At 60.4% G+C, this 26,506-nt stretch carries 24 protein-coding genes; 3 read left to right on the top strand and 21 right to left on the bottom strand.

The genetic code is table 11. The annotated features are described in order from the left end of the window. Window positions 1-304 precede the first annotated feature (304 nt). Window positions 305-1,858: a hypothetical protein gene (locus tag EC912_RS03740; RefSeq protein WP_132141767.1), complete on the bottom strand. Its 1,554-nt coding sequence runs from the start codon at window positions 1,856-1,858 to the stop codon at window positions 305-307. Window positions 1,859-2,518: 660 nt separating this feature from the next. Here EC912_RS03740 and EC912_RS03735 point away from each other — a divergent pair. Further along, complete coding sequence (locus EC912_RS03735) at window positions 2,519-3,304, top strand: RelA/SpoT domain-containing protein (RefSeq protein WP_165973495.1); 786 nt, start codon at window positions 2,519-2,521, stop codon at window positions 3,302-3,304. Between the two features lie 232 nt (window positions 3,305-3,536). Here EC912_RS03735 and EC912_RS03730 read toward each other — a convergent pair whose 3' ends face one another. From EC912_RS03730 to EC912_RS03630, 20 genes are all read right to left on the bottom strand, one after another. After that, window positions 3,537-3,941: a type II toxin-antitoxin system VapC family toxin gene (locus EC912_RS03730; protein WP_132141765.1), complete on the bottom strand. Its 405-nt coding sequence runs from the start codon at window positions 3,939-3,941 to the stop codon at window positions 3,537-3,539. Beyond that, a complete protein-coding gene (locus tag EC912_RS03725) occupies window positions 3,938-4,279 on the bottom strand; it encodes a hypothetical protein (protein WP_132141764.1) in 342 nt (113 codons plus the stop codon). Before EC912_RS03725 ends, EC912_RS03730 begins: the two co-directional genes overlap by 4 nt. After that, window positions 4,272-5,024 carry a hypothetical protein gene (locus EC912_RS03720; protein ID WP_132141763.1) on the bottom strand — a complete coding sequence of 251 codons (753 nt, stop codon included), beginning with the start codon at window positions 5,022-5,024 and terminating at the stop codon, window positions 4,272-4,274. Before EC912_RS03720 ends, EC912_RS03725 begins: the two co-directional genes overlap by 8 nt. Window positions 5,025-5,346: 322 nt before the next feature. Then, entirely contained in the window at window positions 5,347-5,949 is a 603-nt protein-coding gene (locus tag EC912_RS03715) for a DUF6338 family protein (RefSeq protein ID WP_132141762.1), read from the bottom strand. Window positions 5,950-6,094: 145 nt separating this feature from the next. Further along, window positions 6,095-7,279 (bottom strand): three-Cys-motif partner protein TcmP, encoded by a 1,185-nt coding sequence (tcmP, locus tag EC912_RS03710; protein ID WP_132141761.1) that lies wholly within the window; start codon window positions 7,277-7,279, stop codon window positions 6,095-6,097. Between the two features lie 45 nt (window positions 7,280-7,324). Then, window positions 7,325-8,077 carry a DUF5131 family protein gene (locus tag EC912_RS03705; RefSeq protein WP_132141760.1) on the bottom strand — a complete coding sequence of 251 codons (753 nt, stop codon included), beginning with the start codon at window positions 8,075-8,077 and terminating at the stop codon, window positions 7,325-7,327. Between the two features lie 58 nt (window positions 8,078-8,135). Further along, window positions 8,136-9,170 (bottom strand): DNA-binding protein, encoded by a 1,035-nt coding sequence (locus EC912_RS03700; RefSeq protein ID WP_165973494.1) that lies wholly within the window; start codon window positions 9,168-9,170, stop codon window positions 8,136-8,138. A 981-nt stretch (window positions 9,171-10,151) separates the two neighbouring features. Beyond that, on the bottom strand, window positions 10,152-11,081 hold the full coding sequence (locus EC912_RS03695) for an alpha/beta fold hydrolase (RefSeq protein ID WP_243649123.1): 930 nt from the start codon (window positions 11,079-11,081) through the stop codon (window positions 10,152-10,154). 45 nt (window positions 11,082-11,126) lie between these two features. Further along, window positions 11,127-11,627, bottom strand: coding sequence for an SRPBCC family protein (locus tag EC912_RS03690; RefSeq protein ID WP_243649122.1), 501 nt, complete (start codon window positions 11,625-11,627; stop codon window positions 11,127-11,129). Continuing rightward, window positions 11,605-11,967: an ArsR/SmtB family transcription factor gene (locus EC912_RS03685; protein ID WP_132141758.1), complete on the bottom strand. Its 363-nt coding sequence runs from the start codon at window positions 11,965-11,967 to the stop codon at window positions 11,605-11,607. Before EC912_RS03685 ends, EC912_RS03690 begins: the two co-directional genes overlap by 23 nt. 326 nt (window positions 11,968-12,293) lie before the next feature. Continuing rightward, complete coding sequence (locus EC912_RS03680) at window positions 12,294-12,734, bottom strand: hypothetical protein (protein ID WP_132141757.1); 441 nt, start codon at window positions 12,732-12,734, stop codon at window positions 12,294-12,296. A 250-nt stretch (window positions 12,735-12,984) separates the two neighbouring features. After that, on the bottom strand, window positions 12,985-13,854 hold the full coding sequence (locus EC912_RS03670; protein ID WP_132141756.1) for an alpha/beta hydrolase family protein: 870 nt from the start codon (window positions 13,852-13,854) through the stop codon (window positions 12,985-12,987). A gap of 148 nt (window positions 13,855-14,002) precedes the next feature. Next, the gene (locus EC912_RS03665; RefSeq protein WP_132141755.1) at window positions 14,003-14,860 is read right to left on the bottom strand and encodes a hypothetical protein; all 858 of its coding nucleotides are present in this window, start codon (window positions 14,858-14,860) and stop codon (window positions 14,003-14,005) included. Between the two features lie 5 nt (window positions 14,861-14,865). Then, window positions 14,866-15,093 (bottom strand): heavy-metal-associated domain-containing protein, encoded by a 228-nt coding sequence (locus EC912_RS03660; protein ID WP_132141754.1) that lies wholly within the window; start codon window positions 15,091-15,093, stop codon window positions 14,866-14,868. Between the two features lie 90 nt (window positions 15,094-15,183). Further along, on the bottom strand, window positions 15,184-15,678 hold the full coding sequence (gene cueR, locus EC912_RS03655) for a Cu(I)-responsive transcriptional regulator (protein WP_132141753.1): 495 nt from the start codon (window positions 15,676-15,678) through the stop codon (window positions 15,184-15,186). A gap of 51 nt (window positions 15,679-15,729) precedes the next feature. After that, the gene (locus tag EC912_RS03650; RefSeq protein WP_132141752.1) at window positions 15,730-16,752 is read right to left on the bottom strand and encodes a 2Fe-2S iron-sulfur cluster-binding protein; all 1,023 of its coding nucleotides are present in this window, start codon (window positions 16,750-16,752) and stop codon (window positions 15,730-15,732) included. A 62-nt stretch (window positions 16,753-16,814) separates the two neighbouring features. Beyond that, window positions 16,815-19,388, bottom strand: a complete 2,574-nt coding sequence (locus EC912_RS03645; protein ID WP_132141751.1) for a heavy metal translocating P-type ATPase — start codon at window positions 19,386-19,388, stop codon at window positions 16,815-16,817. 60 nt (window positions 19,389-19,448) lie between these two features. Beyond that, window positions 19,449-20,954, bottom strand: a complete 1,506-nt coding sequence (locus tag EC912_RS03640; protein ID WP_132141750.1) for an efflux transporter outer membrane subunit — start codon at window positions 20,952-20,954, stop codon at window positions 19,449-19,451. Further along, window positions 20,951-24,136: an efflux RND transporter permease subunit gene (locus tag EC912_RS03635; RefSeq protein WP_132141749.1), complete on the bottom strand. Its 3,186-nt coding sequence runs from the start codon at window positions 24,134-24,136 to the stop codon at window positions 20,951-20,953. Before EC912_RS03635 ends, EC912_RS03640 begins: the two co-directional genes overlap by 4 nt. Beyond that, window positions 24,133-25,302 carry an efflux RND transporter periplasmic adaptor subunit gene (locus tag EC912_RS03630; protein ID WP_279389016.1) on the bottom strand — a complete coding sequence of 390 codons (1,170 nt, stop codon included), beginning with the start codon at window positions 25,300-25,302 and terminating at the stop codon, window positions 24,133-24,135. Before EC912_RS03630 ends, EC912_RS03635 begins: the two co-directional genes overlap by 4 nt. A gap of 270 nt (window positions 25,303-25,572) precedes the next feature. Here EC912_RS03630 and EC912_RS03625 point away from each other — a divergent pair, with 270 nt between their 5' ends. Further along, the gene (locus EC912_RS03625; protein WP_132141748.1) at window positions 25,573-26,031 is read left to right on the top strand and encodes an SRPBCC family protein; all 459 of its coding nucleotides are present in this window, start codon (window positions 25,573-25,575) and stop codon (window positions 26,029-26,031) included. Continuing rightward, a complete protein-coding gene (locus EC912_RS03620) occupies window positions 26,021-26,368 on the top strand; it encodes an ArsR/SmtB family transcription factor (RefSeq protein WP_132141747.1) in 348 nt (115 codons plus the stop codon). Before EC912_RS03625 ends, EC912_RS03620 begins: the two co-directional genes overlap by 11 nt. Window positions 26,369-26,506 lie beyond the last annotated feature (138 nt).

Here is a 26,506-nt window from a genome sequence, read left to right as displayed (position 1 = left end):
GTTTAAAGCAGCACCAACGATGGGCGCAGCCCCGGATCTGCGAATAACCAAGGTCACTGCCCTCCCCGCTCCCGTGCGCATCACGCGCAGGCCCTCGCCGCGATGCCAGCCGTAGCCTCGGCAATCCAGGACCCGCGACCCGCGCTCAAGGCGTCGGTGGACGACGTACTTGCCCGCCTTTCTGCCTGGTCGAGCGACATCGCCGCCGGCAGCGCTGCGGCGATGGTGAAAGCGGTTCGCTCAGACTGGAGCCAATACTTGGCCTGGTGCAACCTTGCCGGTTAGGTTTCGACGTACGTGAGCGTCATTGGCCATCTGAAGCGGTCTTTAAAAGGTGCACTACGAAGATGCTTGATGTTTCTGCCGCCTTCTCCTGCCTGGCTTTTTTATTCTTTGCTTTTTTTCCGTCTGCCCAATCACAAATTCCTTTTACTAATATCCAATCAACGCTCCTGAGTTGGCAGGCTACGTACAACCCCGCGCCTTCCATTTCCCCGCCGATAGCATCAGGCACCAAGCCTACCAACTTGTCTCGAGCTGATCGGTTATCCACAAGCTTGTTACCACTGAGGACTACTCCCTCAATGATCTTGGACTCATGATGCCAGGAGAGCTTGGCATTCTTTACCCAATTGAGAAGACGGGAGGAGCACGAAGGGCGGTCACCGCGAAGGGTTACGGAATCATCGTCGTTGATGCGCTGTAAATCGTAGAGCATAAGTTGCTTAGAAACGAGCACGTCTCCAATATTCTGCTTATTCTCGTTAATGCCGAAAGCGATGCCCACCATCAGCACATAGCTAGGTCCCAGGGCGTCGATGCTGCGACGTACATTCTCTTGAGATCCGAGCAGCCCGGAGGTACCCATGTCACATATTGTGAGAAATGTTTCGAAGTCGCCCAACGTGCCGAGCGATTGATAAACGAATTCACCTCTAACGATTGGCTTCGCCTTCTGATGGTTCGCTGCCTCAAAGTTCCGCAAGACGGCGTGCGTTTCGACATCAGTCACCGTGACAATGACAGCTACCTTCCTAGCTGATGGCTTCTCCATACTAGATTTCCGTCGCAACTCGTCCACTAAGGAAAATTCTTGCGCCGTGAGCTCCCACATTCTCTGCGAGGAAATGCTATTTGGAATCGCCTTCTCTGGCATCGCGATTGCTAATGATGTTTCTTCGTCAACACGAAATCCGCCTTCAAGATCACTCCGAATTGCATGCGCGAACTCTAAGAGGCCCGCAGCGCTGCGATATCTTTGCAGATTTCCCTTCAGCTGCCCTTGATTGCACGAAGTTGGTACGTATCCTAATACGCCCTGCCGATCGATCAATAGCAGTGTATTGTCGATCTGGTGAGGTTCGTTTTTTTTGAACACGGCCTCGACGATGGTTCGGTTTGGTGCGTCGTGTCGCGTAATCAACGCAACGGATTTCTGCGTCCAGTCTGGCTCATCAACGTCTACCGCCGTTACATGCAGTAAAGGGAAGATCTTAGGCGTTTCTGACAACCTAAGCTTTCGAGCACTGTTGTTCGACACTATTGCGAGAATTGCTTCGACAAGCGCATACAGATCGCTATGCGCCTTCAGGTCTTGGAACGAAGCAAAGTCGAAATCTGAGGTTACTGTTACAGTCGACATCTTCACCGTAACGCAAGCAACGCTCTGGTAGCGCCGTATCGCAAAGGCGATTTCGACCGGATCATGCAGTCCAGCTAGCCGCATCGTGATGGGAAAGCGCTTTCCGACAGCTCCAGACATCTCCCTCACATTGGCTAATGCCCGATGAAAATTGACCGTTGGTTCTAGCGTAAGCGGACGATACCGAGATCGAATATTTCCGCCGAGACTTCTCATGAAGGTCGATCCGCCCAACGCGTTGAAAAGCGCGCCTGAAGATAAGGTCTCGTCCTGCGCTTTTGGCGTGAGTCTCGAGAAGACCTTCCACGCTAGTTCAACTCGGTATGTCACTCGGCAAGCCTTCTAAATGGGCGGACAGGGAGGGACTCGAACCCCCCAGTCGCGGATATGACTCCGTGACCTGCACCCGCAGCCTGTCGCCGGCAGTTTACTTTAGTGGGATCACAGTGTCTTCCCAGTACCGGTTCGGGTTGCCGCAATTTTGAGCCGCGCAGCATCTAAGGCGATTGAGCGCGCGCCGTCGCCTTTGCCTGGCGCATGTCTTTCCTCGAATCGCTGCTCACGCTCCCGAGCAACTAGAATGACGCCAACGGGAGATAATTATGGCGCCTGTAAAGCCGCTTTACTCGAAAGAAGAAGTTGTTAAAGCCGGCCGCATTTTAGCGGGCCCGAGAGGTTCGGAACAGACAGCCTGGTCGACGGCTGTCCTCACAAACTGGAGAGCGCTGCATGGCTACCCTCTCAACACCTTTCAAGCGACGCTTCGCGAAAAGCTCAAAGGTGCCGATCGGAATGGAATCGTAGGTCAGCGACTTAAGCGCGCGCCATCAGTCATTGCCAAGCTGCAACGCTTCCCCCTCGATGCGGCTAACTCAAATGCAAGATATCGCTGGGCTACGCGCTATCTTGGCCAGTCAGGTCAAGGTAGATCAGCTTTACGACAGCTATATAAATAGCCGGCTTCGGCACGAGTTGGTCAACGAGAAGGACTACATTGTCACGCCAAAGGATGACGGGTACCGCGGAATCCATCTGGTATATCGCTACGCGTCTGACCGGGCAAGTGACCTAGCAGGCCTCCACGTTGAGCTTCAACTGCGTACGGCTTTGCAGCATGCATGGGCTACAGCAGTGGAAACGGTCGATGCGTTCATGGGTGAATCCATCAAAGCCGGGCGAGCCACCGAGGATTGGGCTAGCTTCTTCTGCCTTGCAAGTGCAGCGTTCGCGCTGCAAGAACGTGCAGCGCCACCAAATGCCCACCTGAGTCGCGGTTACGACGATGTAGTTACCGACCTGAGGGCCAGCGAAGCTGGCCTTCAGGTCGCGGCCAAGCTTCGGGGTTTCACCGTCGCGGCCAACCGTATCTCCACTAGCGGAAGATCCAGGAACACATATCACTTGGTGATCTTGGATATGGGGGTACGTCGACTCTCGATCCGCTCCTACTCGGCGACTGAGCAGCAGCAGGCAAACCTGGAGTATCAAGCGGTCGAAGAACGGGTGCGATCCGGCGAGCCGCTCAACCCCGTGCTCATTACCGGCGGATCTGTGGACGGCTTGAGGAAGTCCTACCCGAACTACTTTTTGGATGCGCGCAACTTCATCGAATCGGTGGAGCGGGTGATCGGGCGCATACCATTGTCGCCCACTCGGGCATAGGTGATTAATCAGCTGGCTCTAGATACGGAATGACCACTCGCATCGCAAGTTGCGCACCCCATACGATGCTCTGGGCACGCGCGTACGTCTCGGAGGACGTGCGCCGCTAGGTCCGCCTCGCGCTCAGCCAAAATACCGCTGGTGCCAGCACCACGCAACTATAGTTCGCGTCGGACACCTGCCCCGCTGTGCCGGGCGCTTCGCACCCGATTGCCCGTTCGCTAGCTCATGCCTACCGGATCGACCGCACTTTCATCTCTGTAGAGGTGAACATTGGCTTTGTGGCTTTCTCAGCCGTCACTAATTCACTGGCGCCGGCGACAATGGCTGATGCAACATGCACTGCGTCCAAAGGTTGGATCGCGTGTTTCGTTGCCTGTTCAACCGCGTTCTGATGAACAGTGTCGTCGTACCAAATTTGCTTGGCGGTTCCGAACCAGGCGTCGTAAAACTCGACCTGCTCGTGTTTCCCATTTCGCATAGGAGCTGGCATCACTTCGAGCACGGTAACCGGGCTGAAGAAATACTCTGCGTCGTCCTGCGAGATCTCAGCGATCGCGCGGCTGGCGATGGCATCTTCGGATGCCTTCAGCGCTAAGATCAGTACGCACGAGTCGATATAGATTTTTTTTGTCATGCCTCTCGGGCCGCACGAAATTCGTCCATGAGCTTTTCGGCGGGTTCCGTAACCATGCCCGCGGCGATGGCTGCGTTGCGAAGCGCAAGCAAGCGCTTGCCAAGATCACTCATGGGCTTTGCCTGCGATTCCGATTTCTTGAGAACGGGAAGCAGACGGATGGTGTCAGACGCGTTCTCGTGCGTGTCATATTTGGAAAGCAGGACGCCGAGATCTGAATAATCCGGAGGCGCCATAACTAGCGTAGACGTGTTGAAACCAGGCGAGGGAAGCGCAAACAAGAACGCAGCCGCAGTGACGCTGTTTCGCATCCAGTCATTGACAACAAAATTAGGCATGATCCCCCCCGAACCTGCCAGCTAAACCGTAAACGGTGCCTGCACCAGCATCGATCATGGCAAGACCCGCGTCCAGCGTCGCGATATGTGACACGTCCTCATTGTAAGCCAGCCGATTGTTAAAGTCGCCGAGAATTTCCAGACCCACCGCGAGCCGACTACTAATGGGGAACCGTCCTGACGCAAATATTCCGTCTGGCCAAACCACCGCGTTCGAAACGGTTGCGTTGTCAAAGTATATGTTATTGATATTGTTAGAAAAACGAACCATGATCTCGCTCGCATTCGCCAAATTGAGATCTGGCGCTACCAAACGGCGCAAGGCAGCCATAACCTCGACGGCATCGTTTGCGTCCGACATCACTCTTAAGCGAGTTCCCACGCCAACGAACCCGGGAAGCACTTCCAGTTTGCCGACCATGTCAAACAGGACATGGGCCCGCCGCTTCAGGTATGACACGCATTTGGCACGGTCGCCCTGCCAATCTTCCGAATACGACACGGTAAGTGCCATGGCGGTCTGCGTCACCGCGATGTTGCTGAACCCATTAATCGAGTTGAAAATTATTCGCGGAACGTCGGGTCCCAGTTCCTCAGGGATAGGCAGGACCTGAGGTGCTGCGTATCCATTGGGACAGCCCTGCGCCAGGGCATCTTCCAGCATGTTTGCATTTCGCCGCATTGTCGAAACGCGAGGAAAATGGATCGAAAACGAATGCTGAATAAGCAGCGGAGCGGCGAGCATCTGGAGTCCCTTTGGCCGATTGGATCGGGTTAACCGGCTATTGTCGAGCAACGCACGTCGTCCATCCACTTTCTCATGAACCGAGACGCCCGCATAGTAGCTATCGGCCGAGGTCGCGCAGACTTTTGGCTACCCCTCAAGGCCGGCGTTCCAGGTGAACTGAGGCCTCAGGGCATCGTGGCCCCGGGCACTTACTTGGTCTTCTTGGGCGGTGGTGGTGGGGTCGCCGGCCGCGAGTACTGAGGCGGGGGATTGGTGTTGGCCTGACGCTGGGAAACGCCCCGCGATGGCACCCGGGGCGGCGAATTGGTTGGCTTGCTGGTCATGATGAGCCCTCCGGTGGTTTCGCAAATTCGACGTATGACACGTCGGAGACGTTGATCAGCAGACCCTCCAAATAACTGAGATCTTGTTCTTCGTCGTCAACGGCGCGCGTCGCCGACGTAATAAAGAAATGCCCTTTATCGGCTTCTGAGGGCCAAGTCGTAGGCCATCCAAAAACCCTGGTCCCGTCCTTCAGCTGAAGGACCACGAAGCGCGGAAAGTCAGAAAAAGTGCCGAACCATTCACCAGGGTGGCCGGTACGCGAGGTGAAGCCCAAGTTACGCAAGTGACGATACAGCCAGTCGCGGTTGGTGATCGTAGCAATGATCAAGCCCAGAAATAATGCCGTTGCCAAAGACGCAGTCAGATCAGACGTGGTGCCCCAGGCGCCCAGCGCTTTAAACTTCCCAAGCCACAGAGCCACCGAGCGCTCCGTAGCCAACAGAGCCTGAATCACCACTGTGTAAATCAGTGCCTGAACGACCCGCTCAAACTGCGACGGCTTGACGTGCGAAGTCACGCCGAAATAAACCCACGCCACCAGGAAGCCCGGCGCAAGGTATTGAAGTAGCGCGACAACGTCTTTGGACAACTCCGGCATGAATAGGCTTCCGATTTTGTACTGCGAGGGACGGAGCAGCAGAGCCTTCGGCCAAAGAAATGCCGTCTAGATCCAACCATACTCTCACCGCACGCGACGAGGTGGGCATATAACAGAATTGTAGTCTGCGCCAATGAAACGTGAGTCAGCGCAGGCGGCGAAGCAATTCACCCTTCTTGGCAAATTTCACAGCGAACTTAGACCGAGGACGCTTCGCTTGGGTGTTTTCGATAACCCCCTCCTCGATTAGCTCGGCCAATGCAATCTGGTACTCCGAGAGTAGGAAGTCGCTGTGCTCGATCAAATCGGCCATCACCGTCGGATCCACCTGCAGTTCGCTGCCGGGATTGGGGAAGAAGGCAAGCCACTGCCGCTTCACCTCCTCCAGAGACGTGCGCCGTTCAGCGTCGTGGCCGTCGGCAGTAAAGATGTCGGCCTGGCCGTGATTCTTCAGGAGTTTGTCGAGACGATACTGGAGTTTCAGCCGCTTCTGTTGCCGCGACGTCTCTTCCGCCTCTTCGTGAAATGTGACCAAGCCGGTAGGGTTGTGAGTCGTATAGACCAAGTAGAACACCACCTTGTCCTGGTGAACGTACTCCACCGGGAGCATCGCTGTGCGTAGCCGTGTCCGGGTGATCCCACGACAGGCGTCGGTGAGCCGCTGTCGATAACGATGCATCAGGTCACGACGCTTAGTTTCCGAGGCGCCCGTTGCAGCGACTTCCCACCCTTCGCCGAAGATGGCGATCAGGTTCGCGCTCTGGTCGTCATGACCGGTCGCGAGATTGATGAAATTCCACATGAAGTTTATCAACAACTCCGTCTTGCTCCGCTGGAGTAACGGCGCGAGGCTCGACGGCTCGACGATCCCCTTCCAGCCAAACGGATCGACGAAGACGAACGCGAACTCGTCGGGCTCCAGCCACTTCAGCAGATCCGGAATCGCTGACTCGAACGGCTTGCGCCAGACCTCCGGGCGGACGATATTCGCCGGCGCCCCAGGGATGTGTTGTTCTAGCAAAGAGGCGCGCTCGTCATCGGTTTCCAAGAACACCGAGCGCACCCGAACCGTCCTCTTCAGCTTCGAGGCCAAATTGGCCTGACAGGCGGCCATGGTCCGAATCGCAATGCCCGGCGAGGTATCGGACAAGTCCGCCGCTGCCGACTTCCATGGTCCGGCGAAGCCATCGATGTAGGCGATCTTCGGCGCCCACTGCCCGACGATCATCAGAAGGCGTTCGAGATACGACTCTAATATGGTGTGCTTCACCAAGGAATGCTCACGTTCCTCGTATTGCTGGAGCGCTTCGCGGGACAGACGTGGCTTCATGCTTCATCCTTAAAATCGGGGTCGGTCGGGCCCATGCATCGTGCGTTAGAACGCGGTGGCCGCGACCGCGTCCGGCATACCATTCCATTGCCGCCCATCCAGTTCACGGCCATTGGCTTTCTTCGAGCGGCGTTTGCCATCGGCACCCCAGCCGCCCCATTGCTTGAAGAAGAAGGTGACCCCTTGCGCCTCGCATTGTCGACGGATGGCTCGCGCCCACTCCGGTTGCATGGGGCGCGCTTTAGGACCGGACTCGCCGCCGACGATCGCCCAATGGATGCCGGAAAGATCCATATCGCCCAAGTCCTCAAGCAGCGGTTCGCATGAAAGGAATCGAATCTTTGCCGGAATGTTGCGCAGCGCATCGATGCGTGGCACGCCGTGACGGCGGTTTTCCACTGAGACACCGAGCCAGACGTTCGAAGGCACCGGACGTTCAGCAAAGTAGGCCGACAGACGCATATGCCGCTTGGTCAGGATCTGGTATCGATGGCGCGGCGTGTCTGCGATTACCGCCATGACCGCATCGATGAAGTGGTCCGGGATCCGCTCGTGGAACAGATCGCTCATCGAATTGACGAAGTAAATCGTTGGCTTCTTCCGCATCCGCGGCTCTTCGAGCCGCTCCGGTAGCAGATTGAGCCGAAAACCGTGGCGATAGGCATCTAGACCCATCGCTTGCAACCGTCGCGACAGCGTCTCGGCATAGCAGTGCTTACAGCCCGGAGAGACCTTCGTGCAGCCGATGGTCGGGTTCCAAGTCTGTTCGGTCCATTCGATCCGCGAGGTGGTGGTCACCGCATGTCTCCTTATAAGCATCATAGCGAGGCGGATGGCCCCGTGGTGACCTGACCCGTCAGGTCGATTGCGCGGGTTCGACGCTCACGTCAGCGGGCGGCCGCAGGCTGGACAACATCGATTCGATGGTGCCCCAGCGGTCGCCCTGCGCTTTGGCATCGCGTAACGCCTCCGACAAGGTGTCCCGTTCCGCCTTCCACTGCGACAATGCGGCCGTCTGCTCATGCCGCAAGGTTTCCATCGATGCCGTTGCCTGCACGACCTTTTCCTCAAGCGACTGATTGATCTGGCGCAGCCCTTCCGCTTCCGCCGCTTGCTCCTGGGCGGCCTGCAGCGCGCGCTGCACCGCACGGAGATCCTTGACGTGCTGTCCGGCCTGCTCGGTCAGGCGGGCATTGTCGCGATTGAGTGCCAGCAGCTCATCGTTCTTGTTAGCCACACTTTCGGTGGCCCGCCGCAGCTCTACCTGCAGGGCCTGCACAGCCTGTTCGTGTTGCCGCGCCTCGATCGCTCTCTGCTCCTTCGAGGCCAGCCGGAAGTGATCCAGAGCGTCGCGCGCTTGCTGATGTTTGGCGTCCGTCGAGGCCAGATGCGCTTCGCGTTCGACTAACTGGCGTTCCAGGCCCGCAGTGCGTTCGCGCAGGCCGACGATGACTGTGTCGCGATCACGTAGGGCTTGTTCTACGGTAGCGAGCCGCTGCCGAATGTCGTCCAACGTGGTTTGCAGGCGCTGAATCTTCTCACTCGCAGCGCGCGCTTGGTTGGTCATGCGGGTGACCTCGGCATCGGCGGCTGAGACCTGAGCGTCAGCGCGCGCCTGTCCCGCTAAGAGAGTTGCTTCTGCCTCTTGGCGCAACTGGCCGGCAAGCTGGGTAACCAGCGCCTGAAGCGCGCCGCTGATCGCCTCGGCCGCTATCGCGGGGGCGCCCGCTTCTTCGGCCTCGAGTTCCTTCATTAGACGGTGGATTGTCGTCTTAGACCCCGTGTTGCCTAAGGCAATCCGTATGGCGTCCAAAGAAGCATTGGTTCCCTCCCGCACCAACTTATCGCGCGCGGCCTGCACCTCGGATTTATAAATTCTGCCGCGAGCCATGCCCGCCCCTCTATATCGTACCGTAGTATGTACCACGTATATACGTACTATTGTGAGTATCGTCAAGCAGCTACGGTGCATAGGGATTGATGCGGGATAATCACGAATTATCCCGCCTAGCCGGCGCGGCCGTTGGCTTTCGGTGTGAAATCCAGTATGAAACGCTCGCGTCAGACATCTGGCCCCACCCACTCACAGGAAGCAACTGGTATGCGCGCGCTGATCCGCAAAACGGAGGAGGCGTTGAGAGGCGTTCCGCTAATCTGACAGCAGTACGATTGGTCGCATGGCGGTTCGGCTGGCGAGCAAGCGGTGAGCGCTTGCGGCCTGCGCCAGAAGAAGCGTCAAAGGCGACGGCGACGGCGACGGCGCGACGATCGTGCCGTCAGCAATGAGGCTGAAGAGATCCCGGCTACCTGCGATAACGTCCTCGCGTCGCGCGAGGTAATCGGTCAGGGCCAACCCAGGTAACCGACAGGGAGCCCTTGGCAAGGAGGGGCCGTAGATCGAAGGGCGGAATGGGGCCGAAGGCAAAGCCGTAACAAACCAGATGGCCAAATCGGCGAAGCGAATTCAGCGAGCCTTCGAATGTTGCCGACGCTGTCGTAGACGACATCGCACCCAGTGCCTCCGGTGAAGGCATGCACACCTTCTGCCACATCCTCATGCGGCCCGACCTCCAAAAGAATTGCGCCCACTTTGTCGAACACTTGAAGGCCGTCTTTACGTTGCTCCATACGCAGCACGAATCTCTACTGGGAAACCTGCACAATACTTGCAAAACTTCATCATGGATCGAGAGTGGTCGCTCTACCCTACCCCCGATAACACCGACTAATCGCCTTGTCCGGGCGTCGGATTTCGGCCGATACCTGACATTGCCGAACACGTGTCCCCGGTGGCATGTACGATTGTTCGAAACACACAGGACGCACGCAACTCTCCCGCGCGCTGATAGCTCCGTGAGCGTGTCGCGGGCCCCTAACCTACTGCCTTTAATGCAGATCCGAGGAAGCGCACGACGATCTCCGGCAGCATTGGGGCAACGGGGAGCGTGTAGTGGGTGGTGTTCGGCACGATTGCCAGCTGGTTTGCGGGCCGAAGGGCGCCATCGATCCCGGCATCGCGCTGGCCACCTCCCAGCGCCTTCCAGAACTCGATCATGTGTTCGGGCCGGATGGCGTCAGCGTCGGCAAAGACCAGCAGTGTGCGTGCCTGAAGCTTGGCGACGTCGGCGCTCCAGTCGAAGGGCCGTTTGGTCAGGTCACCGACCTTCCTGAAGAGGTTGGTCCAATCGACATCGGGATAGGCCTTTCCTAACGGCGATGCCTTGACGCCGGGGCCGAACGTGGCAGCGTTGACCTCCAACTGTTTGAAAGCCGCCACCCCCTCCGGATAAAAGCCGTCCTGCCTCATCGTCGCGGACACGAGCACGAGCCGATCGACCACGTCCGGATGGCGGATAGCGGTCTGCAGCGCGACACCGGAGCCCAGCGAGTAGCCCATGACGTCGGCCTTGCGAAGGTTCAGATGGCTGATCAGGGCGGCAACGTCCTCGCCCATCGTTTCACTGCGCAGTGGCCTGTCAGTGTCTGGCGTGCGCCCATGTGCCTGGAGATGGACGGCGATCACCTGCCGGCCCTTGGCCAGTTCGGCCAGATTGCTCCCGAAGCTGTCTGGGTTGATGCCACCGTGGAGAAGAATGAGCGGCTTGCCGGCGCCGTGCACACTGTAAAAGAGATGCTGGCCATTGACGTCGGCAAAATGCTCATTCGACATGGCGAGAGTCTCCTTGGCTTGAACAGGAAGGACCGCAGTCAGCACTGCGGTCGCTATGGCAGTCTTCAGGAAATCGCGTCTGAGCATATCGTCCTCACGTGGCGTCGAACTGGCCATCGTGGCGATGATCATGTGTATCATCGCCGCCCCTTCCATACACCGGTGGCCGCGGGGTGGTCACGATCTGCCAGCGAGCAACTCATCCAGCTGCGCGAACTGTTCGGGCAGGCCTTCTGCCGAACCGGCGAGCGCTTCCTCGAGGGCCGCTGTTGTGGGATAGAGTTCGTGGAAGGTAACCAGCGTCTTGCCATCATCTTCTTCGAACGTCACCGTGGTCACGGCGCCCTGATCGCTATCTTCGTTCGTCCATACGAGACGCTTGTGCGGCGTTACTTCTTTGTACGTGCCGAAGAACGCCATCGGTTGATCGAAGGCCGGATGGTGGAACACGAGGCGATACGTGCCCCCGGTGCGAATATCCATATCGCACGAGAGCAGCGACATGCCCACCGACTTCGGAACCCACCACTGCTTGAACAATTCGGGTTTGCTCCACGCTTCGAAGACGATGTGCGCTGGGGCATTGAACGTTCGCGTCACGACAAGTTCGCGGTCGGACTTGCGTTCCACGGCGGTGCGGTTCATGACGGCGGAACTACCTTCTTTTTCGTTGGGCATCTGCCTTCTCCTTGCGTTTCAAGTGTTCGACAAGCTCGTCCAGCGCGTCGAAGCGTGCGCTCCACAGTTGGCGGTGCTGCTCGATCCAGGTGGCCTCTTCTTCCAGCCGGCGCAGTCCGAGCTTGCAGGTTCGTACGCGCCCGACCTTCTCCGTGGTCACGAGCCCCGCCTGCTCCAGAATGCTGACGTGCTTTTTCATGCCCGTGAGGGTCATGTGAAATCTTTGGGCAAGGTCGGTGATCGAGGCGTCTGAACCCCCGAGCTGCTCCAGCACACCGCGTCGGGTGACATCGGAGAGCGCGGCGAACGTTGTGTCGAGGCGGGCTTGATAGTGAACCATATGGTTCACTGTAAAGCGCGCATGGGCGATTTACAAGCGGATGACCCCACGGGCGCAAATCGCACGTAGCTCCTCTGCCGCTCCGAACCCAAGACGATGACGCCCGGCTTCGCCGGTGACGAGGGCTAAATGGCGACGAGAGGAAGCAAGGAGAGAATGTCCCAGTGCCGCAGTATCCACGAGTCGCGAGGCCGCGGCCTGGATCTCCAACAGCTTTGCGTTCTGCAAGCGTTGCTCGCTGTCGACAGTGGCCGGATAGGCCACGGCACCAAGCTGAAATTCTTTAAAACTCACTTTGAGTGCGGGCACTGTGGCTGAACGAGTGGTTAGGCTGCGCCTCGGGACAGCTGAGACCAGACCTGCTGAGTGCCCAGAAGATACAACGTACCAATGCCGAGACAAATCACGGAACTCCAGCACCAAAACGCGCGGCCTCGTTCGCCTGGCGCAACCACCGCGAATATCAGCCCCGCTATGCCACGAAGCAAGTAGACAGCGGCAATGCCGCACAACACAAGGCGCATGAGCGGAAGTGCGGGGACGATGCCTGCGGCCGAGAGTGCGTACAGCGACCAGATTCCAAGCACTGTTGCGATGCCGGCAGTGATGATCGTTGGGAAGTTACTCCCCGCAGCCGACAGATGTGCCATGCGCTCGCCCGCGCCGAAAAAGCGATACCACGAAGCGCCGAAGAAGATGCAGCCAATATGCAGGAGAGCCGCGACTGCGCTGAGCGCCGCGCCGGCAACTAAGAAGGGATTCGCCATATGGTCCTTGAGCGACCTACGCTGGAATTAAGCGGCGGCAAAGCCGTCCGCTTAGACGAAATAGTTATGCCTCAGCAATTGCGGCAATGGAGACCTTGAGCCTAAGAATGCGCGCAGGCAGTTTAGCATCCTGACGAGCTGGGAGCTTGGTAGGAAACCATTTGAGCCACGCCTCATTCATGCCAAGCGAATTGGCAATCGCCCTCGCCCGCCGGCACGCAAAGCGCATGCACTGGCAACAGCGCAGCGGCTAGTTACCCGGGATAGCTTTAATCCACTGAACCGCAGCGGTAACCGGATCGCTCAGGTCCGTGAAGGCAACGTTGTGTCCCAACGTTGGAAACACGCGATATTCGTAAGGTTTGCCTTGAGCCTTGAGTACGTCGAGGTGTTCGATCGACAACCGCACCGGAGCCTGCACGTCCCTGCCCCCAAAAAGCCAAAGTCCTCGAATCGAAAGCTTTGCGAGGGTGTCGCGCGGGTCGGTATCGGCAAATTGATACTTATCGGGATCGTTGCTTATGTGCTCGCGCGCATCGGCTTCGGTATGCGTATCCCAGAACGCGCGATTTCCTTGCGTAAAGAACTGAAAGCGGAGCTGTTCGCGAGCCGAGACAACCGGACCGCTAAACAACACCATGAACTTTACGGTGCGATTATTCTTCGCGGCCAAAGGAATGATCCAGGCCGCCTGGCTAAAGCCTATGAGTCCGATAGGTCCACCGTTGGCCGGAAGGTGCGACGACAACGTACTCACTGCGGCACTTGCATCGGAGGCCAAGAGGGAAAAATTGGAAGCGTCAATATTGTTGGTGCCGACTTCTGGCCCCGCATAGACCCCGCCCGATTCTCCCACCCCGCGTTTGTCGTACGTCAACACCGCGATACCTTCGCTCGCCAACTGCGAGGCGAATTTCGCCATTCGTTTTTCCTGACCCGATCCGTGCACGATTACAACCGCTGCATACGGGTGCTCAGGTCGAAAGATCGTACCGGCCAGCGTTATCCCTCCGCTATTGAACCTGACGTCTTCCGAGGTGAAGCGCGGTGACTCGGCCGCTTCCTGTCGGGGCGATACAAGGAGCAAAAGGCATAGCCAAAGTCCGCGGCCATAACGCATAGCAATGAATCCCTTCAGGTGGAAAGACCCGATCATAGAAGATTAAACAAACAGCGCGATGTGCCTTCAGTCGGTAAGCTGACAAACAACCAGCGCAGAGCCAGCGCTTCTTGCACTGGCCGAGGCTGTCAATGTGAATCGCGGGAAATCACAGCGCTGCCGGAACGGTTACGACGAATGGCACGGTACGCACCTGGCCGCCGCCCTTGAACTGGATCCATAGTGCATACCGGCCCGTACGAGGAGGCATTGCGTGGAGCATCAGTTGGGATGGAATGGCGGCCTTTGGATCGTCATGTGACCCGTGCGAAGTGTGGCTGCCTTTCGGAGCGTCCGCCGCCATGGCGTGCGCGTGAACATAGCCGAGATCTTCGATGCTCACGAACACCGCATGCGCCGGCACGCCAAGATAGAGCCCGAGGTCCATTGCTGGTTCGCCGTCCTTCAGGATCGTTAACGCCATCATGCTCTCGGTTCCAACCCGGAGAGCCGAAGCGTCCAACTTGACCGTATAGGGGCCGTCGGATCCTTTTGCTGCGCTGACGGGCGCTTGTTGCGACGCTGTCGAGCCCGTTGCAACGTCCACAGGTACTTCGAAGCGGACGACCTGCTGGCCGAGACCCGTTGGCACGGCGTCGGCGTAGACATAGTAGGTTCCGGGCTTCGGAAAACGCATCGCGACCCGAAAGCGCCCGTCCGATCCAAGCTTGCCCGCATGCTCGTGCACGAAGCTCGAGAAATCGCTGTCGGTCGCCAGCACGTGGAGTTCCTGCGAAAGCTCCTCGTCGAAGTGCGTGATTGGCTGACCCGTCGCCCTGTCGGTAAAAGCGATCAGCAACTCGCGTGTGAGCGGCCCGGTCTCCCCGACAACAAGCTCGGCCGTGACCTTTTCGGTCGTGTCGGGAAGCGCAAAGGCGCCCCTCAGGGTTGCCTCCGTCGCGAATGACGGCAGTGCCGCGGTGCCAATCATCGCCGCGCCGATCGCTAAAAGATGCTTGATGTGCATGAGTCTCACACTCCGATCAGTCGGTCGTCGCTTCGGGTCACTCGCTTATCCGGATATCCGGCCTCGCTAAGCACCGCGAGGAAAACACTCTCGTCCAGGGCGCTATCGACCCGAACTTCACGCGCGGACGGGTCGGTTTCGATGCGGGCTTGCGAGTCGACGCTCAACAGCGCCTTGGTGACGGACTTGGCACAACCGCCGCAGGTCATGTTTGGAATGTAGAAACGATGCATCTTGATCTCCTTGCTGATTGCTGTGTCCGACCAATATGGGGTTTGACAGCGTGGCAAGGTCAAATGCGTTTCAGCGTTTTTTTCTTCGACTCACGAACGAGTCACCGTGCGGGTGCGGCGGCGTGACGAGGCGACCGTGTCGACCCCAAACCGAGGCGTCCTGTGTGGAGCCTGTGTACGCTGTTCCGCTGCGGCGGTCGGCTCAGCCAAATCCGCAATGATCGGGCAATCCGGACGGTCATTACCGTGGCAGTGAGCGGCCAGATGTTCGAGCGTTTGCGCTATCGCTTGCAGTTCGGCGATCTTCGCCTTCAGTCCGGCGGCATGGGCGAGCGCCATCGCCTTGACGTCCGCGCTCGCGCGGTCGCGGTCGCGCCACAAGACCAGTAGTTCCGAGATCTGTTCGACAGAAAAGCCCAGGTCGCGTGCGCGACGGATGAAGCGAAGGCTATGCGCGTCCTGCGAGCTGTAATTTCGGTAGCCTGCATCGGAACGAATAGCTTTCGGGATCAAGCCAATCTGTTCGTAGTAGCGAATCATCTTCGCCGATACGCCGGAGAACTTGGCCGCTTGACCGATATTCATCACTCTCTCCTTCTGGGGAACTCATCAAATACCACCCGAAAAACCGGGGACCTACCTACACGCCGATGCTTCTCCGGGCGTAAAGAACACATCGGCGTGCAGGTCCTCAGACCGAAGCCCGCGTGCCGTACTGATCTGCATAGCCGCTTCGACCATCGCTGGTGGTCCGGCGACATAGGCTTTCCAGCCATCGAAATCCTGCAGGTCCTTGGCGACGGCATCGGTCACGAAGCCGGTGCGCCAGCGCGCCTCAAAAGGAGCATCGGAAAGGACGGCCGTGAAGGTCAGGTTGGGGTGCCGTTGCGCCAAATCCACGAAATGGTCGACGAGATAGAGATCGCGGTCGCTGCGCGCGCCGAAATAGACATGGATCGGCTGCTTCATGCCGCGTGCAATTGCCGCCTCGACGATTCCCTTGATCGGCGCAAGGCCCGAGCCGCCGGCGACGCACAGGATTGGCCCGGCATGCTGCTCGCGCAGATAGGAAGAGCCGAATGGCCCTTCGACCAACACCGGATCGCCGAGCTTCAACAGCGCGTGGATGCGCTGGGTCGCGGCCCCGCCCGGCACTCGGCGGATGTGGAATTCGAACTCTCGCTCGCCCGGCCCGCTTGCCATCGAATAGTCGCGGGTGGGAGCGCCCGGAAACGTGAGCCGAGCGTATTGGCCCGCCATAAAGGCAAGCGGATCGGCCCCGTCGACGACGAGCTGGATATGCTTGATGTCATGTGTAGCGTCCTCGATCGCTGTCACGCGGCAGTTTAGACGGCGGCGCGGATGGGATGGGGTCTCCTCGTCGCCGCCAAGCCACGCGACCATCGCATCCGTTGTCGGAACCGCGCGGCAGGCGAGGATCAGCCCCTGCCCTCTCTCCTCTTTCGAGAGCGCGAAGCGGCTGTGATCGAGAAGATCGACCTCGCCGCTGACGAGGCGCGACTTGCAGGACCCGCACCGGCCGGAGCGACAGCCATGCGGATACGCGATGCCGTCGGCGAGCGCCGCTTCCAGGATGACGACGCCCTCCGGCACCGCGATGGTGCGTCCGGCCTGGCGTATCTCGACATGTTTCGTCATGGCGCTCTCTCTCAGGGCGAAATTGGACAGACCGAGTGCTGAGGTGGTGCTTCGACCCGGGATCAATGATCGTTCACCAGGCGTGACGCGGGAGATACCGGCCCGGTCCCAGGCATCTCGGTGCGGGCTTCGACCGTTATGGGTGCATGGAAGCGCTTGAGCCGAAGCGCGTTGCCGAGCACGAAGACACTGGAGAGCGCCATCGCTGCCGCGGCGAAGATCGGCGAAAGCAAGGTGCCGTTCACCGGGTAGAGCGCGCCCGCCGCGACCGGGATCAGCACGGCGTTGTAGGCGAAGGCCCAGAACAGGTTCTGCTTGATATTGCGGATCGTCGCCTGACTGAGCGCGATGGCATTCGGCACGCCCCGCAGGTCGCCCGACATCAGCACCACGTCGGCCGCCTCGATCGCCACATCGGTTCCCGTGCCGATAGCGAGGCCAACGTCCGCTTCGGCAAGCGCCGGCGCGTCGTTGATGCCGTCGCCCACGAAGGCAACCCGCGCACCATTGATCCGGAACTTCTTCAGCGCCGCGACCTTGCCGTCGGGCAAGACCTCGGCCGCGACTTCATCGATGCCGAGCTGCCTGGCGATCGCCGCGGCCGTAGCCGCATTGTCGCCGGTGATCATCGCGACCTTGAGTCCGAGCGCGTGCAGCGCCTTGATCGCCTCGGGCGTCGTTTCCTTGATCGGATCGGCAACCGCGATCACCGCTGCCAGGCGGCCGTCGATCGCGGCATAGAGCGGACTCTTGCCTTGCGCGCCGAGACGCTGGGCGGTCGGCAGGAAGCTCGCCACATCAAGACCGAGTTGCGTCATGAACCGGTCCGCGCCGACGGCGACGGTCCGACCCGCGACCTTGGCCGACACGCCGAAGCCCGGTGTTGCGTCGAAGCCTTCGATGGGTGCGAGCGTGATGCCCCGCTGCTTTGCGGCTGCGACGATCGCCTCGGCGATCGGGTGCTCGGAGCGGGTCTCGATCGCCGCGACGAGAGCCAGAACTTCGTTGTATTCGAAGCCCTCGGCGGGAACGAGATCTGTCAGCTCGGGGCGTCCTTTGGTCAGCGTGCCGGTCTTGTCGACCGCGATGACACTCACATCGCGCAGCGCCTGCAAGGCTTCGCCCTTGCGGAAGAGAACGCCGAGCTCGGCCGCGCGGCCCGTACCGACCATGATCGAGGTCGGCGTGGCCAGCCCCATGGCGCACGGGCAAGCGATGATGAGAACCGCGACCGCATTGACGAGCGCGAAGGTCAGCGCCGGGGTCGGACCGAAGATCAGCCAGACCAGGAAGGTCAGCGTGGCCGCTGCCATCACCGCCGGAACGAACCACATGGTCACCTTGTCGACCAGCGCCTGGATCGGCAGCTTGGAACCCTGCGCTTCCTCGACCAGACGGATGATCTGCGCGAGCACCGTATTCGCGCCGATCTTGGTGACGCGGAAACTGAAAGCGCCCGTCTTGTTGATCGTGCCGCCGACGACTTCGGCGCCCACTCCCTTCGACACGGGTACCGGCTCGCCGGTGATCATGCTCTCGTCAACATAAGAGGCGCCTTCGACGACCTCGCCGTCGACCGGAATTTTCTCGCCCGGACGAACGAGCACGACATCGCCGGTCGACACCTGATCGAGCGGAATCTCGACAGTATCGCCGTTGCGCTGGACGCGCGCGGTCTTGGCCTGAAGTCCGACGAGCCGCTTGATCGCCTGCGAGGTTCGCCCCTTGGCGCGCGCCTCCAGCGTGCGTCCGAGCAGGATCAAGGTAACGATGACCGCGGCGGCTTCGAAATAGACATGGGCGGTGCCCTGCGGCAGCACGGCGGGGACGAAGGTCGCGACGACCGAATAGCCGTAAGCCGCCGCCGTGCCGACCGAGACCAGCGAGTTCATGTCGGGGGCACCGCGTAGCAACGCCGGTACGCCCTTGCGGAAGAAACGCAGACCCGGACCGAACAGGACAAGGGTGGCGAGCGCGAACTGTACATACCAGCTCGTCTGCTCACCCAGGACGCCCATCACCCAATGATGCATGGCGGGAATAAGGTGCGAGCCCATCTCGAGGATGAAGACTGGCAAGGTGAGGATCGCTGCAATGAATAAAGAACGCCGCAGTGCCCTCGCCTCGCTCTCGCGACGCTCGGTGTCCTGATCGCCCGCATTCGCCGTTTCGGCGGACAAGCGGCGGGACGTGTAACCCGCCTGCTCGACCGCCGCTTCAAGGTCGGCCGTGGAAACGACCCCGGCAAGGTGGCGCACCCGCGCGCGCTCGGTCGCCAGATTGACATTGGCTTCGAGCACGCCCGGGATTTGCGCGAGCGCCTTCTCAACCCGGCCCACGCACGACGCGCAGGTCATGTCCTCGATCGCGAGCTCGGTGGTCTCTTCGCGGACGGCGTAGCCGGCGCTCTCGATGGCGCGGACAGCCGCCTGCGGATCGGCCAAGCCGGTGAAGGCGATGTCGGCGCGCTCGGTGGCGAGATTGACCGCGGCCGTATGCACGCCGGGGACCGCTTTCAGCGCACGCTCGACACGGCCGACACACGATGCACACGTCATGCCTTCGACCGGCAGGCTCAGACGAGTGACCAAGGACCCGGATGGATTGGAGCCTTGCTGGAGGGCAACGGAAGCCATTGAACTAACCCTTGAATGTGTGTGTTGAAGCAAAGCTTAAAGATTCCCACCGTGGGAAGGTCAAGGCCTTTGGGTGATTTGCTTCGCGAAGCGCAAAGCCGGCGTGCCGTCGGCGCCACCGCAGTCGTGATCCGCCTCCGAGCAGATTTCCCAGCCGCCGCCCAGCGCCTTGTAGATGCTGACAACGGCAAGCCGCTGGTTGGTGCGGGCGACTGCCAGGGCACGCCGGCTCGCAAAGTCGGACCGTTCGGCTTCGAGCACATCCAGGTACAGGCCCTCCCCTTCCGAAAACCGCACGCGGGCAAGACGAGCCGCCTCGCGATTTGCCGCTGACTCAAGCAGACGCAGCCCAAGCGTGCTGCCGGCGGCGCCATAGGCTTTGAAGGCGTCATCGGTTTCCTGCAGTGCACGCAACACGGTCTGGTCGTAGACGATCAACGCCTCTTTGGTGCGTGCCTCGCTGGCGGCAATCCGGGCGCGCACGCGCCCGGTATCGAGAAGAGACCAGCGAATGACCGGACCGAGGAAGCTGGACAGCACTCCAGCGTCATTCATCGCATCGAGACTCCCCGCAACGAGCCCGATCGAACCTTGCACCTGGACCTCGGGGTAGAGGCCAGCCGTCTCTACCCCAATCCGGGCGGTCGCCGCAGCGAGGGTTCGTTCGGCCGCCGCAATATCGGCGCGCCGTGAGAGGAGTGCGGCGGGATCGCCCACGGCGATCGTTCGAACGGCCAGCGCGTCACGCGCGGGCTTGGCAGCGGGTAGCCTGAACGTCTGGGGCGTTTCGCCAAGGAGGATGGCCAGTGCGTTGACGGAGGCCGCGCGGCGGCGCTCCAGTTCGGGCGCGGCCACCTCGACATTGCGCAACAACGCCTCGGCACGGAGCCGGTCGAATTCGCTGGCAGAACCGGCGCTCACGAGACGTTCGACCACGCCCAGGCTTTCGCGCTGGCTTTGGCTGATATCGGCAACGACAGCGAGTTCGGCCTCGATACCGCGTAGCTCGAACCAGGTGGCGGCCACCGCGGCAGCGACGCTCGCCTGCACACCGCGCAGCAGTGCCTCGCGGGAGCCTGCTTGCGCCCGAGCCGCCTCCACCGATCGCCGCACGCGGCCAAAGAGATCGATTTCCCAGGAAGCGTCGACTGCGCCGCGATAGGTTTCGATCTGGCGCGGCTGGCCCGGCAGCGTCTCGATTTCACTCCGGCGTCGTTTCTCATAGCCAAGCGCGGGACCACCGCGTGGCAAGAAGCCCTGACGGTTCTCGCGCAGCATGGCCTTTGCCTCGTCGAGCCGCACGGCAGCGATTCCCACGTCATGGTTCGCCGCGAGCGCCCGCTGGATCAAGTTGTCTAGCGCTGGATCGTCGAAGGTACGCCACCACTCCACCTCGACGGTCCCCGAACCAAGACCGGCGGGCGGCTCGCCGAAGCTGGCGGGAAACTGCGACGAAGGCAACGAAGGTAGCGAAGGCGGTGAATAGTTGGGGCCCACCGCCGCGCATCCGGCCAGCAGGATGAGCGCACTCAGGGTGATCGGAACGGCTAGATAGCGACCTCTCATGACGTGCCCTCCTCCATGCGCGACTTCGATCTCGACCTGTGCCGCTCGAAGCGGACCGCCAGGCCGCGCATCACCACATAAAAAACCGGCGTAAGGAACAGTCCGAACAGCGTCACGCCGAGCATGCCTGCGAAGACCGCGATCCCCATGGCCTGGCGCATCTCAGCCCCGGCGCCGCTGGCCAATACCAGCGGAACGACGCCGGCGATGAAAGCGAGTGAGGTCATGACGATGGGCCGCAGCCGCAGTCGGCAAGCCTCGATAACCGCATCCAGCGCGCTCGATCCTTCGGCTTCGAGGCTGCGCGCGAACTCGACGATGAGGATTGCGTTCTTGGCGGCCAAACCGACGAGCACGATGAGCCCGATCTGGACGAAGACGTTGTTGTCGCCGCCCACCAGCCAGACGCCGATGATCGCGCTCAGAAGACACATCGGCACGATCAACAGGACCGCCAAGGGCAGCAGCCAGCTGTTGTATTGCGCGGCGAGGATGAGATAGGCGAGCAGCACACACAGCGGGAAAATGAACAGTGCCGAATCTCCGGCCAGCTTTTGCTGGTAGGTGAGGTCAGTCCATTCGAAGCTCATGCCTTCGGGCAAGACCTCCTTCGCCAGGCGCTCCATGACTGCAACCGCCTGCCCCGAACTGACGCCCACCATCGCGCCGCCCGAGACATCGGCCGAGGGATAGCCGTTGTAGTGGATCACGCGGTCCGGACCGGAACTCGGCGTGACAGTGACAAACGAGGACAAAGGCAGCATGTCCCCGGCTGCGTTGCGCACTTGCAAGCGGCCGATGGCTTCGGCCTGCATGCGGTGGTCCGCATCGGCTTGGGCCGTCACCTTGTAGGTGCGGCCGAAGCGGTTGAAGTCGTTGACATAGAGGGAGCCGAGATAGACCTGGAGCGACTCGAATACATCCGCCAGACGGACCCCCTGGCTCTTGGCCTGGGTACGATCGATGGCGACGTCGAGCTGCGGTGCATTGACGTCAAAGCTGGTGAGAAGCCCGGCCACCTGTCCCGACTCGGTAGCTTTCGTCATCAGTATCCGGATCTGCTGGACCAGGGCATCGAGCCCGGCGCCGCCGCGGTCCTCGATCTGCATTTTGAAGCCACCGGTAGCGCCAAGGCCGGGCACCGGTGGCGGCGGAAACACGCCGAGGAAGCCGTCGGGGATGCTGGCGAATTTCGCTTGCAGACGCCCGGCGATCGCGGTCGCGGCGAGATCGGGCGTCGCGCGATCCTTGAACGGGTCGAGCATGACGAACATGACCGCGGCGTTCGGCACGTTGACGAAGCCGTTGATCGAAAGTCCCGGGAACGCAACGACGCTTTCGACGCCAGGTTCAGCAAGCGCGATCTTCGACATCTGCCTGACGACGGCATCGGTGCGATCCAGCGATGCCGAGTTTGGTAGCTGGGCGATCCCAACAAGATAATATTTGTCCTGCATCGGCACGAAGCCCGGCGGGACGACCTTGAACCCGAAGAAGGTCAGCGCGAGAAGGCCGCCGTAAACCAGAAGCGCTACGCCGCTGACCCGCACGACCTTGCGGACTGTGTTGCCATAAGCGTCCGGTGCACGCTGGAACGGCCGGCCAAGCGCCTGAAACAACCGATCGGCGCGGCCACGCAGGCTGCGCGGGTTACGCAGGTTACGCGCGATCCCAATCTTGCGCGGCCGCAATAAGAGTCCGGCGAGCGCTGGGCTGAGCGTGAGCGAATTGACCGCCGACAGGATGGTCGAGATGGCGATCGTGAGCGCGAACTGGCGATAGAACTCACCCTGCAGACCGCTCAGGAAGGCGGTCGGGATGAAAACGGCGGCGAGTACCGAGGTGATCGCGATGATGGGACCGGTGACCTCGTCCATGGCGCGCCTTGCGGCTTGAGCGGGTTCCTCGCCATTTTCGATGTGACGTTCGACATTCTCGACCACGACGATCGCGTCGTCGACGACGATCCCGATCGAAAGCACCAGGCCAAACAACGACAAAGTGTTGAGCGAGAAGCCCATCAGATGCATGACGGCGAAGGTGCCGATCAACGACACCGGCACTGCCATGAGGGGAATGAGCGAAGCCCGCCAGTTGCGCAGGAACAGCACCACCACGATGACGACGAGAATGATCGCCTCCAACAGGGTGGTTGCCACCGACTCAAGCGAAGCGCGCACAAAGACCGTCGGGTCATAGGCGATGCGCGAGCTGAGGCCAGCCGGGAAGTTGCCTTCAAGCCGCCGCATGGTTGCCCGCACCGCCTGCGAAACGTCGAGTGCGTTGGCGCCCGGACTCTGAATGATTTGCAACGCGACAGCCGGCTCGCCGTCAAGCAGGCTGCGCAGTGCGTAGGCATCGGCCCCCATCTCGATGCGAGCGACATCGCGCAAGCGCGTCACCTGGCCGTCGTCGCCCGTGCGAATGATGATGTCGCCGAACTGCTCCTCGTCGGTCAACCGTCCAAGCGTATTCACCGTCACCTGGAACGCGGCACTGGAATTGGGAGCCTGGCCGACGGAACCGGCCGCCACCTGCACGTTCTGCTCGCGCACCGCGGCAATCACGTCGCCAGCCGTCAGCCCGCGTGTGGCGATCAGGCTCGGATCGAGCCAGAGCCGCATGCTGTACTCGCCAGCGCCCCAAACCAGGACGTCGCTGACTCCGGGGATGCGGGACAGCTCGTCGCGCACCTGGAGATAGGCGTAATTCGAAATATAGAGAGGGTCGTAGCGTTTGTCGGGCGACAGCAGGTGAACCACCATCAGGATGTCCGGCGAGGTCTTCTGCGTAACGACACCCTGGCGCTGAACCTCTTCAGGTAAACGCGGCAGCGCACGCGAGACCCGGTTTTGCACCTGGACCTGTGCCATATCGGCATTCGTCCCCTGCGCGAAAGTGATGCTCAGGATCATTCGGCCATCGGTTGCCGATTGCGACGACATGTACAGCATGCCCTCGACCCCTGTGATCGCCTGCTCGAGTGGCGCTGCCACCGTTTCCGCGATCACCTTAGGATTGGCGCCCGGGTAGGAGGCGGTCACTTGCACGGTCGGCGGCGTCACCGCCGGATACTCGCTGAGCGGTAACTGGAAGAAGGCAGCGATTCCGGCGATCACCATCAGAACCGAGAGGACGATGGCAAAAATCGGGCGATCGATGAAGAAACGCGGGAAAGTCATGGCGCGGCTCCCGAGGTTTGCGGTACCGCCATGGGCGTACCGTCAATCGCGGCAGACTGTGGCGTGACCTGCATGCCCGGGCGCACCAGCCCTTTGACGACGATGCGCTCGCCCGGCTGCAGACCTTGCTCGATCACGCGCAAACCGTCGACCACCGGACCAAGCTCGACGGGCCGGTATTCCGTCTTGTCGCCTTTGCCGACGACGAGCACATAACGGCTGCCCTGATCGGTGCCAATCGATTGATCGGAGACCAGAACCCTGGCTTGCGGCGCTCCGGTCTCGAGTTTGACCTTGGCAAAAAGACCGGGCGTCAATTGTCCATCGGGGTTATCGATAACAGCGCGGATACGCACCGTTCCCGTCCCACGGTCGGCGGTGTTGGAGAGGAAGTCGACACGGCCGATCCGCGAATATGTTTTGTCGGTGAGCAGGGCCACCATGACCTTTGCCGCCGGTGCCCCATGCGGGGTAGCGTTGGCCCGGTCCGCGGCGAGCGATCGCAAGTACGTGCGTTCGTCGACATCGAAATAGACATGGAGCGGATCGATCGAGACGATCGTCGTGAGTGGCGTCACGCCACTGGCGACGTAGTTGCCCTCGGTGACGAGGGTCTGGCCGACACGTCCGCTGATCGGCGCCGTGACGCGCGTGAAACTCAGATCCAACTGCGCGGCATCCAATGCTGCCTTTGCGGCATCGACCTGTGCTTCGCCCGCATTCCGCGAGGCGGTTGCGGTGTCGAGGCGATCGCGAGCGATGACCTTTTGGGCGAACAATTGTTTGGCTCGCGCATACTCCGCCTGGGCGAGAATCGATGCCGCTTCAGCCTCGCGTAAGCGTGCCGTCGCGGCATTCAGCGCAGCTTGGAACACCCGTGGATCGATGAGAAAGAGCTTGCGGCCCTTCTCAACGAAGCGTCCCTCGGGCACGGTCACGTCCTGAATGTAGCCGGCGACTCGCGGGCGCAGTTCAACCCGCTTGACCGCGGTCAGCGAGCCGGTGAACTCGACAAATGGCGTCACTGGACGAACGATTACCTCGGCCACCGGAACGCTGGGTGGTTTTGCGGGAGCGACAGAAGACACCGTCTCCTTGCATCCGGCGATAGTGAGCACGACGCTTACCGCCGCAGCGATCAGGGCTACGCGTTTGACTTTCATCATTTTGCCTTTCGCGACTGGGTCGACTTGGTTTTGCTGAGCCGAAGCAGCTCCAGTTGCATTTATCCGACTTGCCACGCTTGGAAGGTCAAGCGTTTTTTGGCTTCGAATGTTTCGTTAGCCGCGTTCCGTGGTCGGTCGTGCGACTTCTCGGGCTCCGGCGTCAGGATCACCTCGGCGCACTCGATGAATGGACGCCATCCAAATAAGCAACTAAATGGTTGCTCTTAAGGCAAAGCCGTAGCACACTCATACGAAACCAGGAGGTTGCATATGAGCGACAGCATCGAAAAACGCATCGAACTGAATGCACCGGTTTCAAGAGTGTGGCGCGCCCTGACCGACCATCGCGAATTCGGCGAATGGTTTTGCGTAAATATCCAGCAGCCGTTCGAGCCGGGCAAAGAAGCAATCGGCCAAATCACTCATCCGGGCTACGAGCACGTAACCTGGCGGGCGGTCGTGCAGAAGATGGAACCGGAGCGCCTGTTCTCATTCACCTGGCATCCCTACGCTATCGATCCCGACGTGGATTTCTCGGACGAGACGCCAACACTGGTCGAGTTCCGACTGGAGCCTGTGGGTGACCGGACGGTGCTCACGCTCACAGAGTCCGGCTTCGACAAGATACCCGCCTCACGTCGTGCGGAAGCGTTCCGCATGAACGACGGCGGCTGGACCCAGCAGATGCAGAACATCCAGCGTCATCTCGAAACCACTCATGCCGGTTAGCGCACAAGCCCGACTGGCCAGGCGATTACCGGCAGCCGCCACTGTGTTTGCCGCACTGGGCGATCCGACCCGGCTCGCCCTGGTCACCCGCTTGTGCGATGGATCGCGACTATCCATCACGCAACTGGCCGATGGCGTTCCGCTGACCCGTCAGGCCATCAGCAAACATCTGCGCGTGCTGGAAGATGCGAACGTCGTGAGCAGCCAACGATCGGGGCGCGAAAGTCTGTATGTGCTCAACCCCAAGCCCGTCAACGATATCCGTAACTACATCGAACTGGTGTCCGACCAGTGGGACCGGGCGCTCTTACGCCTTAAGTCATTCGTGGAAGAATAAACAGTAGTTAGCAGCCGACGATGCACTCGTTGCGTGCGGTGAGTACACCCTGCTCTACCCCTCGGACCGCAAGGTTCGCCAGCACGGCATGTCGATTCGGGGTGAGCCAGTTCGTCGCACTCATGAATCCCCACCTCC

Origin of the sequence: Luteibacter rhizovicinus (assembly GCF_004342265.1) — a bacterium.
Taxonomy (GTDB): Bacteria; Pseudomonadota; Gammaproteobacteria; order Xanthomonadales; family Rhodanobacteraceae; genus Luteibacter; species Luteibacter rhizovicinus_B.
The sequence above is the reverse complement of the archived record's forward strand: the minus strand, read 5'-3'. Positions and strand labels throughout refer to the sequence as shown.

Bases quoted from the DNA above. Each gene is read 5' to 3' on its own strand.
- EC912_RS03735 (WP_165973495.1), top strand. From the start codon at position 2,519: ATGCAAGATATCGCTGGGCTACGCGCTATCTTGGCCAGTCAGGTCAAG.
- EC912_RS03620 (WP_132141747.1), top strand. From the start codon at position 26,021: ATGCCGGTTAGCGCACAAGCCCGACTGGCCAGGCGATTACCGGCAGCC.
- EC912_RS03680 (WP_132141757.1), bottom strand. From the start codon at position 12,734: ATGGCGAATCCCTTCTTAGTTGCCGGCGCGGCGCTCAGCGCAGTCGCG.
- EC912_RS03635 (WP_132141749.1), bottom strand. From the start codon at position 24,136: ATGACTTTCCCGCGTTTCTTCATCGATCGCCCGATTTTTGCCATCGTC.
- EC912_RS03690 (WP_243649122.1), bottom strand. From the start codon at position 11,627: ATGCCCAACGAAAAAGAAGGTAGTTCCGCCGTCATGAACCGCACCGCC.
- EC912_RS03630 (WP_279389016.1), bottom strand. From the start codon at position 25,302: ATGATGAAAGTCAAACGCGTAGCCCTGATCGCTGCGGCGGTAAGCGTC.
- EC912_RS03670 (WP_132141756.1), bottom strand. From the start codon at position 13,854: ATGCGTTATGGCCGCGGACTTTGGCTATGCCTTTTGCTCCTTGTATCG.
- EC912_RS03695 (WP_243649123.1), bottom strand. From the start codon at position 11,081: ATGATCATCGCCACGATGGCCAGTTCGACGCCACGTGAGGACGATATG.
- EC912_RS03625 (WP_132141748.1), top strand. From the start codon at position 25,573: ATGAGCGACAGCATCGAAAAACGCATCGAACTGAATGCACCGGTTTCA.
- EC912_RS03640 (WP_132141750.1), bottom strand. From the start codon at position 20,954: ATGAGAGGTCGCTATCTAGCCGTTCCGATCACCCTGAGTGCGCTCATC.
- EC912_RS03730 (WP_132141765.1), bottom strand. From the start codon at position 3,941: ATGACAAAAAAAATCTATATCGACTCGTGCGTACTGATCTTAGCGCTG.
- cueR (WP_132141753.1), bottom strand. From the start codon at position 15,678: ATGAATATCGGTCAAGCGGCCAAGTTCTCCGGCGTATCGGCGAAGATG.
- tcmP (WP_132141761.1), bottom strand. From the start codon at position 7,279: ATGAAGCCACGTCTGTCCCGCGAAGCGCTCCAGCAATACGAGGAACGT.
- EC912_RS03740 (WP_132141767.1), bottom strand. From the start codon at position 1,858: ATGAGAAGTCTCGGCGGAAATATTCGATCTCGGTATCGTCCGCTTACG.
- EC912_RS03665 (WP_132141755.1), bottom strand. From the start codon at position 14,860: ATGCACATCAAGCATCTTTTAGCGATCGGCGCGGCGATGATTGGCACC.
- EC912_RS03685 (WP_132141758.1), bottom strand. From the start codon at position 11,967: ATGGTTCACTATCAAGCCCGCCTCGACACAACGTTCGCCGCGCTCTCC.
- EC912_RS03720 (WP_132141763.1), bottom strand. From the start codon at position 5,024: ATGCTCGCCGCTCCGCTGCTTATTCAGCATTCGTTTTCGATCCATTTT.
- EC912_RS03645 (WP_132141751.1), bottom strand. From the start codon at position 19,388: ATGGCTTCCGTTGCCCTCCAGCAAGGCTCCAATCCATCCGGGTCCTTG.
- EC912_RS03700 (WP_165973494.1), bottom strand. From the start codon at position 9,170: ATGGCTCGCGGCAGAATTTATAAATCCGAGGTGCAGGCCGCGCGCGAT.
- EC912_RS03650 (WP_132141752.1), bottom strand. From the start codon at position 16,752: ATGACGAAACATGTCGAGATACGCCAGGCCGGACGCACCATCGCGGTG.
- EC912_RS03725 (WP_132141764.1), bottom strand. From the start codon at position 4,279: ATGCCTAATTTTGTTGTCAATGACTGGATGCGAAACAGCGTCACTGCG.
- EC912_RS03715 (WP_132141762.1), bottom strand. From the start codon at position 5,949: ATGCCGGAGTTGTCCAAAGACGTTGTCGCGCTACTTCAATACCTTGCG.
- EC912_RS03660 (WP_132141754.1), bottom strand. From the start codon at position 15,093: ATGCATCGTTTCTACATTCCAAACATGACCTGCGGCGGTTGTGCCAAG.